The 13310-nt window shown below is 62.4% G+C and carries 11 protein-coding genes and 2 tRNA genes; 1 reads left to right on the top strand and 12 read right to left on the bottom strand.

The annotated features are described in order from the left end of the window. Nucleotides 1–30: 30 nt before the first annotated feature. The 8 genes from BC443_RS04480 to BC443_RS04445 all read right to left on the bottom strand — a co-directional run bounded on the left by BC443_RS04480 (nucleotide 31) and on the right by BC443_RS04445 (nucleotide 7567). Nucleotides 31–107, bottom strand: a tRNA-Arg gene (locus BC443_RS04480). A gap of 71 nt (nucleotides 108–178) precedes the next feature. Further along, nucleotides 179–271: transfer RNA gene (locus BC443_RS04475), tRNA-Ser, on the bottom strand. A 217-nt stretch (nucleotides 272–488) separates the two neighbouring features. Continuing rightward, entirely contained in the window at nucleotides 489–686 is a 198-nt protein-coding gene (gene csrA, locus BC443_RS04470; protein ID WP_071230655.1) for a carbon storage regulator CsrA, read from the bottom strand. A 234-nt stretch (nucleotides 687–920) separates the two neighbouring features. Next, nucleotides 921–2165, bottom strand: a complete 1245-nt coding sequence (locus BC443_RS04465) for an aspartate kinase (protein ID WP_071230654.1) — start codon at nucleotides 2163–2165, stop codon at nucleotides 921–923. Nucleotides 2166–2239: 74 nt separating this feature from the next. Further along, on the bottom strand, nucleotides 2240–4843 hold the full coding sequence (gene alaS, locus BC443_RS04460) for an alanine--tRNA ligase (RefSeq protein WP_071230653.1): 2604 nt from the start codon (nucleotides 4841–4843) through the stop codon (nucleotides 2240–2242). Nucleotides 4844–5278: 435 nt separating this feature from the next. Further along, nucleotides 5279–5773 (bottom strand): regulatory protein RecX, encoded by a 495-nt coding sequence (locus BC443_RS04455; protein ID WP_071230652.1) that lies wholly within the window; start codon nucleotides 5771–5773, stop codon nucleotides 5279–5281. 19 nt (nucleotides 5774–5792) lie between these two features. Then, a complete protein-coding gene (gene recA, locus BC443_RS04450) occupies nucleotides 5793–6857 on the bottom strand; it encodes a recombinase RecA (protein WP_071230651.1) in 1065 nt (354 codons plus the stop codon). Between the two features lie 179 nt (nucleotides 6858–7036). Further along, on the bottom strand, nucleotides 7037–7567 hold the full coding sequence (locus BC443_RS04445; RefSeq protein ID WP_071230650.1) for a CinA family protein: 531 nt from the start codon (nucleotides 7565–7567) through the stop codon (nucleotides 7037–7039). A 380-nt stretch (nucleotides 7568–7947) separates the two neighbouring features. On the opposite strand from BC443_RS04445, the gene BC443_RS04440 reads away from it, so the two are divergent. Further along, complete coding sequence (locus BC443_RS04440; protein WP_071230649.1) at nucleotides 7948–8553, top strand: hypothetical protein; 606 nt, start codon at nucleotides 7948–7950, stop codon at nucleotides 8551–8553. A gap of 68 nt (nucleotides 8554–8621) precedes the next feature. Here the strand turns inward: BC443_RS04440 and BC443_RS04435 are convergent, their stop codons facing one another. The 4 genes from BC443_RS04435 to BC443_RS04420 form a co-directional block, all read right to left on the bottom strand. Beyond that, nucleotides 8622–9482, bottom strand: coding sequence for a universal stress protein (locus BC443_RS04435; protein ID WP_071230648.1), 861 nt, complete (start codon nucleotides 9480–9482; stop codon nucleotides 8622–8624). Between the two features lie 67 nt (nucleotides 9483–9549). After that, the gene (locus tag BC443_RS04430) at nucleotides 9550–11037 is read right to left on the bottom strand and encodes a SulP family inorganic anion transporter (RefSeq protein WP_071230647.1); all 1488 of its coding nucleotides are present in this window, start codon (nucleotides 11035–11037) and stop codon (nucleotides 9550–9552) included. Between the two features lie 432 nt (nucleotides 11038–11469). Next, nucleotides 11470–11892, bottom strand: coding sequence for a manganese-binding transcriptional regulator MntR (mntR, locus tag BC443_RS04425; RefSeq protein ID WP_071230646.1), 423 nt, complete (start codon nucleotides 11890–11892; stop codon nucleotides 11470–11472). 80 nt (nucleotides 11893–11972) lie between these two features. Next, nucleotides 11973–13250, bottom strand: coding sequence for an Nramp family divalent metal transporter (locus BC443_RS04420; RefSeq protein WP_247643222.1), 1278 nt, complete (start codon nucleotides 13248–13250; stop codon nucleotides 11973–11975). Between the last annotated feature and the right edge of the window lie 60 nt (nucleotides 13251–13310).

Genomic DNA, 13310 nt, shown 5'->3' with positions numbered 1-13310 from the left:
AGCAATGTCGGTTTACCCGACTTCAGTGAGTGGCGCGCCCGGGAGGATTCGAACCTCCGACCACCTGATTCGTAGTCAGGTACTCTATCCAGCTGAGCTACGGGCGCTTGATCCACTAACTTCTTTTACACTGTCTTTCTTCACACTGTGTTGATCGCGGTTTCCGATTTCCCGGAAATGGCGGAGAGGGAGGGATTCGAACCCTCGATAGGGCTATAAACCCTATACTCCCTTAGCAGGGGAGCGCCTTCAGCCACTCGGCCACCTCTCCCCGATCAGCACGGCGCGTAGATTACCGATTCCGATGAGTGTTGTCCAGCCAACAGACAAACTTTTTTCGAAAAAAACCTTAGAGGATGAAGAAGTTACCAGAAAGCCAAGTATAGAAGGCTGATACCTGTGGACGAAGAAGGTCTTCAGGGGTAGCCCGAGCCGATAAAGGGGACGACTTCACCAGCCCAGACGGAACCAAAGCGCCTATCCAGCACTCACGCGCCAGGATCGCCGTCTTCGTTTTCGGATTTCTCGCGCTGAATGCGCTGATAGATCTCTTCACGGTGGACGGCCACATCCTTGGGCGCATTCACGCCGATACGCACCTGATTCCCTTTCACTCCCAGAACCGTGACGGTAATGTCGTCGCCGATCATGAGAGTCTCTCCCACGCGACGGGTCAGGATGAGCATTATCTGATCTCCTTCTCAGGACCTTCTTCCATTCTCGGGTCACGCTCTCGGGCCTCCTGTCAGACAGGCCTTTCATTTACCCGAGAAGCGATTATGCGTCATACGAGCCTTCAGGCCAATGACGCCGTTCCATGCAAACCCGCGGCAACGTTGAAAGAACGCATGTTCCTTTCACTTCCTTCCAACTCACCCTTAGCGTAGAACGCCTGAGACATTGTTGAAGGTGTTATTCAGCTATTCGCTCTGAATACTGTCTTTATCGAGGCCAAAAGCGGTGTGCAATGCGCGCACGGCAAGTTCCATTGCCTTTTCGTCGATCACCACGGAGATCTTGATCTCGGATGTCGATACCATGCGGATGTTGATGTTCTCTTCGGAGAGCACCCGGAACATCCTGGACGCGACGCCAGCGTGAGAACGCATGCCGACACCGACCAGCGAGACCTTGGCGATGTTTTCGTCACCACGCAGCTCCCCTCCGCCGAGCGCCGGGATGACGTCATTCTGCAGAATCCGCATGGTCTGCTTGTAGTCGCCCTTGGCCACGGTGAAGGTGAAATCGGTGTAGTCGCCAGCCGGGGCCACGTTCTGCACGATCATGTCGACTTCGATATTGGCATCGGCGATCGGCCCCAGGATGCGCGAGGCCACGCCGGGCACATCAGGAGTATTGAGCAGGGTCAGCTTGGCTTCGTTCGCCGTGAAGGCGATACCGGAAATGAGCGGTTCTTCCATCGATTCGAATTCCTCGTCTGCCACGATCAGCGTGCCCGGTCCTTCCTCGAAACTCGAAAGCACGCGTAACGGTACGTTGTATTTGCCGGCGAACTCCACGGCGCGGATCTGCAACACCTTGGAGCCCAGGCTGGCGAGTTCCAGCATCTCCTCGACCGTAATCTTCTCCAGGCGCTGAGCCTTGGAGCAGACACGGGGGTCCGTGGTGTAGACGCCGTCGACGTCAGTGTAGATCTGGCACTCATCGGCATTCAGGGCCGCGGCCAGGGCGACACCGGTCGTGTCCGAACCGCCGCGCCCCAGCGTGGTGATGTTGCCTTCCTCGTCGACGCCCTGGAAACCCGCGACGACGACGACCTGACCATCGTTCAGATCGTCCTGAATCTCATCGGTCTCGATGCGCTGGATCCGCGCCTTGGTGTGCGCGCTGTCGGTACGGATTCCTACCTGAGCACCGGTATAGGAGGTCGCCGGCACGCCCAGCTGATGCAAGGCCATGGCCAGCAGCGAAATGGTGACCTGCTCCCCGGTCGAGACCAGCATGTCCATCTCGCGAGGCGTCGGGTCCTCGTTGATCTGGCTGGCCAGTTCGATGAGCCGGTTGGTCTCGCCGCTCATTGCCGACACCACAACCACGACCTGATGCCCCGCGTCGCGGTCCCGCTTGACCTTCTCGGCTACCGCCTTGATCCGCTCGACCGAGCCGACCGATGTACCTCCAAACTTTTGTACGTATAGCGCCATGAGTCTGCTTATCGCTCCCTAGCGTTGTCGGCCGGCGCTGGCGCCGGCCGTGAATGCATTTAGCTCGGCTGCGCTCAGCCCAGCTTCGCGGCAACCCAGTCTTGCACAGCTTTCAACGCAGCCGGCAACTGGGCCGGATCGCTACCGCCGGCCTGCGCCATGTCGGCTCGCCCGCCGCCCTTGCCGCCCACCTGCGCAGCGACGTGATTGACCAGCTCGCCGGCCTTGACCTTGGCGGTCAGGTCGTCGGTCACGCCGGCAATCAGGCTGACCTTGCCATCCTGAGCCGTCGCCAGCACCAGGACTCCCGAGCCCAGCTTCTGCTTGAGTTGATCGTGCAGGCTCCGCAGCTCCTTGCCCGAGATTCCCTCGACCTGCGTTGCCAGTACCCGAACCCCGGCAACGTCCTGTGCTTCGGCCAGCAGGTCGTTGCCTGCCGCGCTCGCCAGCTTGGCCTTGAGTCGCTCGAGCTCCTTTTCCAGCGAGCGTTGACGCTCGAGCACGGCATCCAGGCGTTCCACGACCTGCTCCGGCTTGGCTTTCAGCCGTTCGCCGACCGCATTGAGCTCCCGCGACTGGGCATCGAACCAGGCCAGAGCGCCCTCGCCGGTGACCGCCTCGATGCGGCGCACCCCAGCGGCCGTGCCCGACTCCGAGACGATATGGAAAGGCCCGATATCGCCGCTGCGCGCCACATGCGTGCCGCCGCAGAGCTCGATCGAGAAGTCGTCGCTGCCGATCGTCAGTACGCGCACGCTATCCAAGTACTTGGCTTCGAACAGCGCGCGGGCCCCTTTGGCCTTGGCCTCGTCGAGCGTCATCAATTCGGTCTGCGTCGGCGCGTTGGCCAGCACCTGAGCATTGACGATACGCTCGATCTGCGCCAGCTGTTCCGGCGTGACCGGTTCGAAATGGCTGAAATCGAAACGCAGCCGCTCGGCGCTGACCAGCGAGCCCTTCTGCTGCACGTGGTCGCCGAGCGTCAGGCGCAGCGCCTCGTGAAGCAGGTGAGTGGCCGAATGGTTGCGCATGGTGGCCTGACGCAGCGTGGCGTCCACCTGGGGCGTGAGTACCTCGCCCACGGCCAAACGGCCGTCGATCATGATGCCTTCGTGGAGATGATGTCCGGCCTGCTTGCGGGTATCGGTGACCTGGAAACGGCCGCCACCGGCCTGCAGATAGCCGGTATCCCCCACCTGGCCGCCGGACTCGCCGTAAAACGGCGTGCGATCCAGCACCACGACGCCCTTCTGGCCCGCCTCGAGCGCGTCGAGGGCATTGCCCTCTTCATCGACGATCGCCGTTACCGTCGACGAATCCTCGAGACGGTCGTAACCGGTAAACTCGGTGCTGCCTTCGAGTTCGAGCGCGGCACCGTAGTCGCCGCCGAACTGGCTGGCGGCCCGCGCGCGCTGACGCTGCGCCTCCAGCTCACGCTCGAAGCCGGCCTCGTCGAGCGTGACACCACGCTCGCGGCAGACGTCCGCGGTCAGGTCGTAGGGGAAGCCGTAGGTATCGTAGAGCTTGAAGATCGTCTCGCCCGCCAGGACATTGCCTTCCAGCGCGGAAAGCGCCTCTTCGAGCAGCCCCATGCCGTGATCGAGGGTACGCGCAAACTGCTGCTCTTCCTTTAGCAGCACGCGTTCGATCTGATCGCGAGCCTGATGGAGTTCGGGATAGGCCTCGCCCATCTCGGCATCCAGCGCCGCGACCAGCTTGTGGAAGAACGGCTCGCTGGCGCCCAGCTTGTGACCATGGCGTATCGCACGGCGAATGATGCGACGCAGCACGTAGCCGCGCCCTTCGTTGGACGGCAGCACGCCGTCGACGATCAGGAAGGCGCAGGAGCGGATATGGTCGGCGATGACGCGCAGCGAAGGCGTCTTGATATCGCCGTGGCCGGTCAGCTCGGCCGCGGCCTTCAACAGGTTCCGGAACAGATCGATTTCGTAGTTGGAGTGCACGCCCTGCATCACCGCCGCCATGCGCTCCAGGCCCATGCCGGTATCGATCGACGGCTTGGGTAGCGGCGTCATCTTGCCGGAGGCGTCACGGTCGAACTGCATGAAAACCAGGTTCCACACTTCGATATAGCGATCGCCGTCCTCTTCCGGGCTGCCCGGCGGGCCACCCCAGACTTCGGGACCGTGATCGTAGAAGATTTCCGAGCAGGGTCCGCAAGGGCCGGTGTCGCCCATCTGCCAGAAGTTGTCTTCGTCCAGACGCGACAGACGCGCCGGATCGACGCCGATGTCTTCGATCCAGATTCTGGCCGCTTCATCGTCGCTGATATGGACGGTGACCCAGAGCTTGTCCTGGGGCAAACCCAGCACTTCGGTGATGAACGTCCAGGCATAACGGATGGCATCGGCCTTGAAATAGTCGCCGAAGCTGAAGTTGCCCATCATCTCGAAGAAGGTGTGATGGCGGGCAGTGTAGCCGACGTTGTCCAGGTCGTTGTGCTTGCCGCCGGCGCGCACGCAGCGCTGTGCCGACGTGGCACGCACGTAAGGACGCGGATCCCGACCAAGGAACACATCCTTGAACGGCACCATGCCAGCGTTGGTGAAGAGAAGCGTCGGGTCGTTTTCCGGCACCAGGGAGGCGGAAGGCACGATGGTGTGTCCGCGCTCCTCGAAGAAGCTCAGGAAAGCCTGTCTGATATCTGCACTTTTCATAAACAATCCGTGGCGATAGGCGCGTCCACGGCGGCTAGCAGACCACGTGGCGACGCAAAATCCGGCAACGGAAAGGCGCTATCAACACCTCTCCGGCCATCGCAAAGCGCATTAGTATAACGTGGAGGGCCGATAGTCTGTCGAGTGCGACGCCACTGTCGGCGGGATTCGACAACTCGGCCTCTTCGCTGCCAGTCGCCGAAGAAACCGGATGCGTTTCGCCGGGAAAAGCGATATCAGACGTACCGGAGACGGTTCGCCGGCCTGACGGGAAACCGGAAGACGAGGCATCCGAAGATGGCGTGGGGAGGAGAGCAGATGCGGGAAGAGAAGCGGTGGAACGTTCGAGATATCGTGCCGCTTTGAACCAGTGGCACGAGGCTGTGAGCGACCCCGCGAAAGAGATCCAGAAGGCCGAACTTCAGGAACCGAAGATCACGCTCCGTCGTTCCAGGCATGCCTCATGGCGTGGCGAACCTGATCGAATTCGAAGCCGCGCCCGGCCAGAAAGCGCTCGCGCTTGGCGCGTTCCCGTGGCGTTGCGCCAGGGCCGTCGAAACGCTTGGCCAGTGCTTCGCAAGCCAGGCTCCGCCAATCGGGGGACTCCGCCTCAAGAGCCAACATCATCAGCGATTCGGCGATGCCGCGCTGGCCCATGTCGACGCGAATCCTGACCGGCCCCTGCCCCCGCGCGATACGCGAGCGCACGAAGATTTCGGCAAAGCGTGCATCGGACTGCAGACCTTCATCGGCCAGATCACCCAGCACGCGATGGATATCGTCGCCGTCGACGCCTTTGGCGCTCAGCCGGCTCACCAGCTCGGCGCGAGAGTACTCGCGCCGGGCCAGATACTGGATAGCCATGTCCCGGGGGGAGACCTCGCGGGACCTGGCGCCGCCTGAGGGCTCGCCGCCGCCGTTACCGAACATCCGTAGCTCCCGGAAAGCCTTACAGCAACGAATCGTTGGCGTCGTCGCTTTCGGCAGCGGCAGCCTCGGGCGCCTTTTCCTGCGTCGTCGGCGTGGCGAGCAGCTGGGCCCGGATCTGGTCTTCGATCTCGGTCATCGTCTCGGGATGCTCCTCGAGATACTGCGCGGCATTGGCCTTGCCCTGACCGATCTTGCTGCCCTTGTAGCTGTACCAGGCACCGGCCTTGTCCACCAGATTGCACTGGACGCCGAGATCGATGACCTCGCCAGCGTGGTAGATGCCTTTGCCGTACAGGATCTGGAACTCGGACTGCCGGAACGGGGGCGCCACCTTGTTCTTGACCACCTTGACCCGGGTCTCGTTGCCGGTGACCTCGTCGCCCTGCTTGACCGAGCCGATGCGACGAATATCGAGGCGCACGCTGGAGTAGAACTTCAGCGCGTTACCACCGGTGGTGGTCTCCGGGCTGCCGAACATGACACCGATCTTCATGCGGATCTGGTTGATGAACACCACCATGCAGTTGGCGTTCTTGATGTTGCCGGTGATCTTGCGCAGCGCCTGTGACATCAGACGCGCCTGCAGACCAACGTGGGAGTCGCCCATTTCCCCTTCGATCTCGGCACGCGGCGTCAGGGCCGCCACGGAGTCGATGATGATGACGTCGACACCACCCGAGCGCACCAGCATGTCGCAGATTTCCAGCGCCTGCTCGCCCGTATCGGGCTGCGATACCAGCAGGTCGTCGAGATTGACGCCCAGCTTCTCGGCGTAGCTGGGATCGAGTGCGTGCTCGGCATCGATGAAGGCGCAGGTCTTGCCGTCCTTCTGCGCCTGGGCGATGACCGACAGCGTCAGCGTCGTCTTGCCCGAAGATTCCGGGCCGAAGATCTCGACGACACGGCCGTAAGGCAGGCCGCCGACACCCAGTGCGATATCCAGCCCCAGAGAGCCCGTCGAGACTACCGGGATCGCGGTACGCGGGGTGTCACCCAGGCGCATCACGGTGCCTTTGCCGAATTGGCGATCGATCTGTGACAGAGCCGCATTGAGTGCCTTGCTGCGGTTTTCGTCCTGTGCCATGAACGTCTCCTATGAATGCGCAGGGTGAGACGGGGCAACGCCGGTCACGGCGCTCGGCTCACATACTGTATGATTAGACAGTAGTATGGCGAAAAAACCGTCGCGCGCCTATCCCCGTTCGAAGTTTTTCGATCAAGTTCTGATAACGGTCGCGACGTCAGCGTCGTCGCCGATGCGGATCATGCCTCAGGGCCACTTTGCGACAGCAATTCTATCAACCCGGCCAGTGCCACCGACACGGCCAGCTCACGCACGCCCTGGCGATCGCCGGGCAAGCGAAGGCAGCGTACATGCTGGTCTCTTTCATCGCCCCAGGCGAACCACACCGTACCCACCGGCTTCTCGGCGCTGCCACCCTCCGGGCCGGCAATGCCGCTGACCGCAACGCCAAGCTCCGCGCCGCTGTCACGGCAGGCGCCAGCGACCATTTCGCGCACGGTCGCCTCGCTGACGGCGCCGTGCGTCTCCAGCGTCACGTTCGAGACTCCCAGCAGGCGCTGCTTGGCGGCATTGGAATAGGTCACGTAACCGGTTTCGAAATAAGCGGAACTACCGGCGATCGCGGTGATGGCGCTGGCGACGCCGCCCCCGGTGCAGGATTCCGCCGTTGTCACCCGAACGCCTCGTGCCAGACAGGCTTCGCCCAGACGCCGGGACAGCTCGTCGCATCCCAGTTGGACCTCGGAAGGCACCGTGGATTCCAGTGACATGACCTCTCCTTCTTCTAATCCCGATTCTAATCCCGACACGCTTCTTCTAATCCCGACACGCTTCTGTCAATGACAATGGTTGTCCTATCGGCGGCACGATTCTCGAAACGCTCTCCGGATGATCGTATCTGAATGAAAGCGCCGAATGACCGCAGGAAGCCGACTGCCATTCAGTATGCGGAGAATCGGCATTCGTGCAATGCAGAGGATGGACCCACATTCGAATTGGCCACGTGTGCAATGCCTCCCTGTACGGGACGCATGAAGACCCATTTTAGACAATGCTCAAGGATCGCCATCCAGCGCCGATAAAGCGTCATGGAGACGACGTCTCTCTTCTAGGCGCCCTCTTCTAGACGCCCCTCTTTTATGGACATCGCATGAAATCTGGCATTTCCATCGCTCTGATCATCATCATGCTGCTGGCGCTGGCCGCTGGCGGCGTGCTCGCCAGCGACCTGCGCTGGCCGCTGCCGGCCGATGCGCTGGCACCGTTGGGCCTGTATCTACTGACGCTGGTACTGGCCGGCTGGCTCTGCGTGCAACTGGTGATTCTGGTGAGAGGGCTGACGCGCCAGCAGCAGGCGCTGATCGAAAGCCAGGATGCGGTGCGCCGCCAGCTGGAAGCGGCCGAACTGTCCCAGTTGATGAGCCAGTTCGTACAGCATGCCGAAGCGTTGCTGGACAAGGAGGGTCTCGATCCCAACAAGCGCAGCGTCATGCGCTGTCTGGCGGTCGATGCCCTGCGCGGCAACAGCGGCCGGGGTGACGTGAATTACACTCGCCTGGCGCAACTCTTCGAATGGCTGGACGCCGAGGCACAGCGCCACGAGAACGACGCACATCGCCTGCAGCTAATGCTGCCGACACTCATGCAGTACGCCGAAATCGCCTGGCAGCTGTGTCAGGTCGGCGAGAGTCAGGCGGAGCGGCTGTCGCGCTTTCTGCAACATCAGCCGGCGCCGCCCTCCCGCCACGACGTCTGATCGGAAGCCACGACGAGCGTCGTGGCGATCGGTCGGTTACAGGTACCCCAGTCAGTGCGGTACCAATATCAACGCAGAATGAGCGTTGCCGTCCGCGCATGGCGCAGCATGGCCGTCGTGGTGCTGCCGACCAGCAGGTGGCGAATCCGCGAGTGGCCGTAGGCTCCCATGATCATCAGGTCGATCCGATGCTGGTCGGCGTAGTCGGCGAGCATCTCGTCGACGTCGCCGGCCAGAATCGTGCCCTGGGCGTCGACTTCCCCCTCGCGAAGCCGATTCAGCGCCCACTCGAGCTGGGCTCGCTGATCGTCGGTACCGGCCCCGACCATGATCACGTGACAGATCAGACCGTTGAGCAGCGGGCTCTCGGCGATCATCTCGACGCCCTTGCGGGTCGTCCGGCCACCGTCGAAAGCCAGCAGCAGTCTCGAGGGCGGCTGGAATTCCGGAGGCGTCACCAGAATCGGGGTATGCAGCGTGCGCACGACCCGCTCCAGATTGCCGCCGAGATGTTCTAGCGTTTCATCCTCCGACTCGCCGCGCTTGCCCAGCACGACCAGGCGTGCCTGAGGCTCACGCTCGACCAGGGATTCGATCAGATTGCCGTGACGCAGCGCAGTGGAGACCGTGGTATTCGGGGCCAGGCGCTCGGCCTGGCCGCGGGCGGCTTCCAGCAATTCGCGACCGTGCTGCTGAGCCAGCCTGGCACGCTGCTCGTCGAGCTCGGTCAGCTGTTCGCGCAGGTGCTCGCGGCTTCCGAGTCCGATCTGCCCGCTGGCATCGGTAGCGCCGAGACATGGCGCCTTGCTCAGCACGTGCATCAGCTCGAGCGGGGCGCCGATCCGTTCGGCGGCCCAGGAAGCCGCGGCGCACACCGCGAAAGCGTGACGCGAATCGTCGATGCAGGCCAGAACCTGACGTTCACTCATGGGATTCTCCTTTCAGCCGTTCTTGGTTGATGATCGAAAGCGGGCCAGCTCGGCCCGATAATCGGGGTCAGTGACCCATGAGCTTCTCTACGGCATCCGGCTTGTCATGCACCCCGAAACGATCGACCAGAGTGGCACTGGCCTGATTCATGCCCACCACTTCGACCTCGGCGCCTTCGCGGCGGAACTTGATCACCACGTTGTCCAACGCCTCGACCGCCGTGATATCCCAGAAGTGGGCGCGGGAAACGTCGATCGTGACGCGCTCGACCGCCTCCTTGAAATCGAAGCCGGCATTGAAGCGGGTCGATGATGCGAAGAACACCTGTCCCACGACCTCATAGTTGCGCGTCTTGCCGTCATCGTCCATGCGACTCCCGATGTAGAGAATCTGCCCCACCTTGTTGGCGAAGAACAGCGACGCCAGCAGCACGCCGACCAGCACACCGATCGCCAGGTTGTGAGTGGTAACGACGACGGCGACGGTGGCGATCATGACGATGTTCGTCGACATCGGGTGGCGGCGCAGGTTGACGATCGACTCCCAACTGAACGTCCCGATCGAAACCATGATCATCACCGCGACCAGGGCGGCCATCGGAATCTGCGAGACCCAGTCGCCCAGGAAGACGACGAGAATCAGCAGAAAGACACCGGCCACCAGCGTGGAGAGACGCGTGCGTCCACCGGATTTCACGTTGATCACCGACTGGCCGATCATCGCGCAGCCCGCCATGCCGCCGAGCAGGCCGGAGAAGATGTTGGCGATGCCCTGCCCCTTGCACTCGCGGTTCTTGTCGCTCGAGGTATCGGTCAGTTCATCGACGATCGTTGCAGTCATCATCGACTCGAGCAGGCCGACGACGGCGATACCCAGCGAATACGGCAGGATGATCATCAGCGTATCGAGATTGAGCGGCACGTCGGGCCACAGGAACACCGGCAGGGAATCCGGCAGCTCGCCCATGTCGCCCACAGTACGGATATCCATGCCGCTGACCATGTAGACGATCGTCAGCACCACGATGCATACCAGCGGCGATGGCAACATCTTGCCGACCACCGGCAGGTACGGAAACAGGTAGATGATGCCGAGCCCGGCCGCCGTCATCGCGTAGACATGCCAGGTCACGCCGGTCAGCTCCGGCAGCTGCGCCATGAAGATCAGGATGGCCAGGGCATTGACGAAACCGGTGACCACCGAGCGCGACACAAAGCGCATCAGCTCGCCCAGCCTGAGATAGCCGAACACGATCTGGAGCACCCCCGTCAGCAGCGTTGCCGCCAGCAGGTACTCCAGACCGTGATCGCGCACCAGGGTCACCATCAACAGCGCCGTGGCGCCGGTGGCGGCAGAGATCATCCCCGGCCGACCGCCGGCAAAAGCGATCACCACCGCCATGGAAAACGATGCATAGAGACCAATCTTGGGATCGACGCCGGCGATAATCGAGAAGGCGATCGCCTCGGGGATCAGCGCCATCGCGACGACGGTGCCGGCCAGCACATCGGCGCGAATATTGGAAAACCAGTGCTGTTTTATCGTTTCTAACATGGGCAGTTCCCTGTCATGAGCCGCGATAGGCCGTTGCCGATCGCGCCGATCCGCCCGTCAGCCAAAGCGGAATGGCCACCGGTATCGCCCGGTCGTCGACGGGATCGATACAGCGTGCAGTCGAACGACGGCCACGCAGTCGCGGCAAGAGTTTGATTTGAATGGGTCGAACAAGAACATGCCGTCGTGCAGATACAGGGGTATCGGAGACAGCGAAGCGCGCGCAAGAGGCACGCCGGGGTGGGGCGTTACGCTAGGGTGGCGTCATGCCAGCGATGGTGTTGTCGATGCGGTCTTGCATGGGAGCGACCTGTCGAGCGCGTCGTGGAATGATCAAAGTTTCAGCGCGCAGGAGTCTACCACCAACGTCGAAAGGTTCCCAGACGGAATTCCCGGGAACGGCTATCGGCAGATCAGGAAAGTATCGGCGTATCAGCGATCATGCACTTCGAGAAAGCGCTGCATGGCTTCGACGGTGGCATCGCTGCAGTGGTGCTCGATCCCTTCGGAATCGGCTTCGGCCACATGGGGCGGTACACCGAGCGCCAGCAGTGTCGACAGCACCAGCTGGTGGCGCGCCTCGACCTTCTCGGCCAGTTCGCTGCCCTTCTCGGTCAGAAAGACGCCGCGATACGGGCGCGCCTCGGCCAGACCGTCACGCTTGAGCCGGGCGATCACCTTGGAGACCGCAGCGGCACTGACGCCGAACCGTTCGGCCAGATCGCTGGCCCGGGCCTCGCCGTGGTCGCGGTGCAGCTGCGCGATCTCCTCCACGTAATCTTCCACCAGCTCCTGCTGGTGATCGAGACGCGTGCGCTCGAAGCGGGCATAACGTGGGCGTGGCGTTGCTGACATGGTGTTCTCGTCGACGGGCAGAAATGATGGGCGGCGGGGGTCGTTCAGGAGTCCGCCCGCGCGCGTCCTACCTAGAGAGCCTACAGCAACTCGAAGGCCAACACATAACCATTCAGCAAGATGATGACTGCCGCAATGACGCATCCCAGCCCGGTCACCCAGGGGCGACTGGTCAGATTGCCCATCAGACGGTGCTGGGCAGTGAAGTGGATCAGCGGGATCAGCGCGAAGGGGATCCCGAAGCTCAGCACCACCTGGCTGGCGACGAGAACCTGCTGCTCGGGGAATCCCAGCATGATCACCACGATCGCCGGCAGCATGGTCATCAGGCGCCGCAGCCACAGCGGGATGGTGAAACCGACGAAGCCCTGCATCACCACCTGCCCCGCCAGGGTGCCGACGATCGACGAGGACAACCCGGCCATCAGCAGCGTGAAGCCGAACAGGGTGCTCGCCAGCTCCTGGTTCATCAGCGGCGCCAGCAACTGGTAGCTCTGCTCGATCGTGGCGACGCCGGTACGCCCGTTGCCGAAGAAGACCGAAGCGGCCAGTGCCAGCATCGAAAGGTTGATGACACCGGCGATTCCCATTCCGATCACCACGTCCCACCGGTAGTAGCGCATGGCACGGCGACGCTGCTCGTCGGTATGGGTCGCGACGCGTCGCTGCGACAGCGACGAGTGGAGATAGATGACGTGCGGCATCACCGTCGCGCCCAGAATGCCGGCGGCGAGAAATACCGCATAGCCATCCGGAAACCCGGGCAGCAGCAAGCCCTCGAGCGCCGGCGCGGCCTCGGGGCGCCCCATGACGATCTGGATGACGAACCCGGCAGCCACCGCCAGCAGCATGCTGCCGATGATGATCTCGAGCAGGCGAAAGCCGAAACGCTGCATGTAGAGCGCCGCGTAGGTGATCGCCCCGGTCAGCAGCGCCCCTTCGAGCATCGTCATGCCGAACAGCAGGTTGAACGCCAGCGCGGCACCGAGGAATTCGGCCAGATCGGTAGCGATCGCCACCAGTTCGGCCTGGACCCAGTAGAACCAGACCAGCGGCCGCGGATAGCGCTCCCGAATCATCTCCGCCAGATTCTTGCCGGTTGCCAGCCCCAGCCGCACCGACAGCGTCTGGATCACCATCGCCATCAGGTTGGCCCACAGCACGACCCACAGCAGCACGTAGCCATAGCGCGAGCCGGCTTCGATGTTGGTGGCGAAGTTGCCCGGATCGATATAGGCCACCGCCGCGATCATTGCCGGCCCGAAGAACGGCAGAAAGCGCGACAGCGTCGAACGACGCCGGGAAGCTGCTGGCGCCGTCAGATGTTCGTCACGGGCTTGGGTCAAGGAGTTGGACACGATTGCCTCTGGAGATGGTCAACGCCAAGGTGATGATCCCCTGGTTATCAAGTTAAACCT

Source organism: Salinicola sp. MIT1003 (genome assembly GCF_001858555.1).
Lineage (GTDB): Bacteria > Pseudomonadota > Gammaproteobacteria > Pseudomonadales > Halomonadaceae > Salinicola > Salinicola salarius.
The sequence above is the reverse complement of the archived record's forward strand: the minus strand, read 5'-3'. Positions and strand labels throughout refer to the sequence as shown.

What these genes read in the sequence shown, in the direction of transcription:
- csrA (WP_071230655.1), bottom strand. Translation starts at nt 686, where the DNA reads ATGCTCATCCTGACCCGTCGCGTGGGAGAGACTCTCATGATCGGCGAC.
- BC443_RS04465 (WP_071230654.1), bottom strand. Translation starts at nt 2,165, where the DNA reads ATGGCGCTATACGTACAAAAGTTTGGAGGTACATCGGTCGGCTCGGTC.
- alaS (WP_071230653.1), bottom strand. Translation starts at nt 4,843, where the DNA reads ATGAAAAGTGCAGATATCAGACAGGCTTTCCTGAGCTTCTTCGAGGAG.
- BC443_RS04455 (WP_071230652.1), bottom strand. Translation starts at nt 5,773, where the DNA reads ATGTTCGGTAACGGCGGCGGCGAGCCCTCAGGCGGCGCCAGGTCCCGC.
- recA (WP_071230651.1), bottom strand. Translation starts at nt 6,857, where the DNA reads ATGGCACAGGACGAAAACCGCAGCAAGGCACTCAATGCGGCTCTGTCA.
- BC443_RS04445 (WP_071230650.1), bottom strand. Translation starts at nt 7,567, where the DNA reads ATGTCACTGGAATCCACGGTGCCTTCCGAGGTCCAACTGGGATGCGAC.
- BC443_RS04440 (WP_071230649.1), top strand. Translation starts at nt 7,948, where the DNA reads ATGAAATCTGGCATTTCCATCGCTCTGATCATCATCATGCTGCTGGCG.
- BC443_RS04435 (WP_071230648.1), bottom strand. Translation starts at nt 9,482, where the DNA reads ATGAGTGAACGTCAGGTTCTGGCCTGCATCGACGATTCGCGTCACGCT.
- BC443_RS04430 (WP_071230647.1), bottom strand. Translation starts at nt 11,037, where the DNA reads ATGTTAGAAACGATAAAACAGCACTGGTTTTCCAATATTCGCGCCGAT.
- mntR (WP_071230646.1), bottom strand. Translation starts at nt 11,892, where the DNA reads ATGTCAGCAACGCCACGCCCACGTTATGCCCGCTTCGAGCGCACGCGT.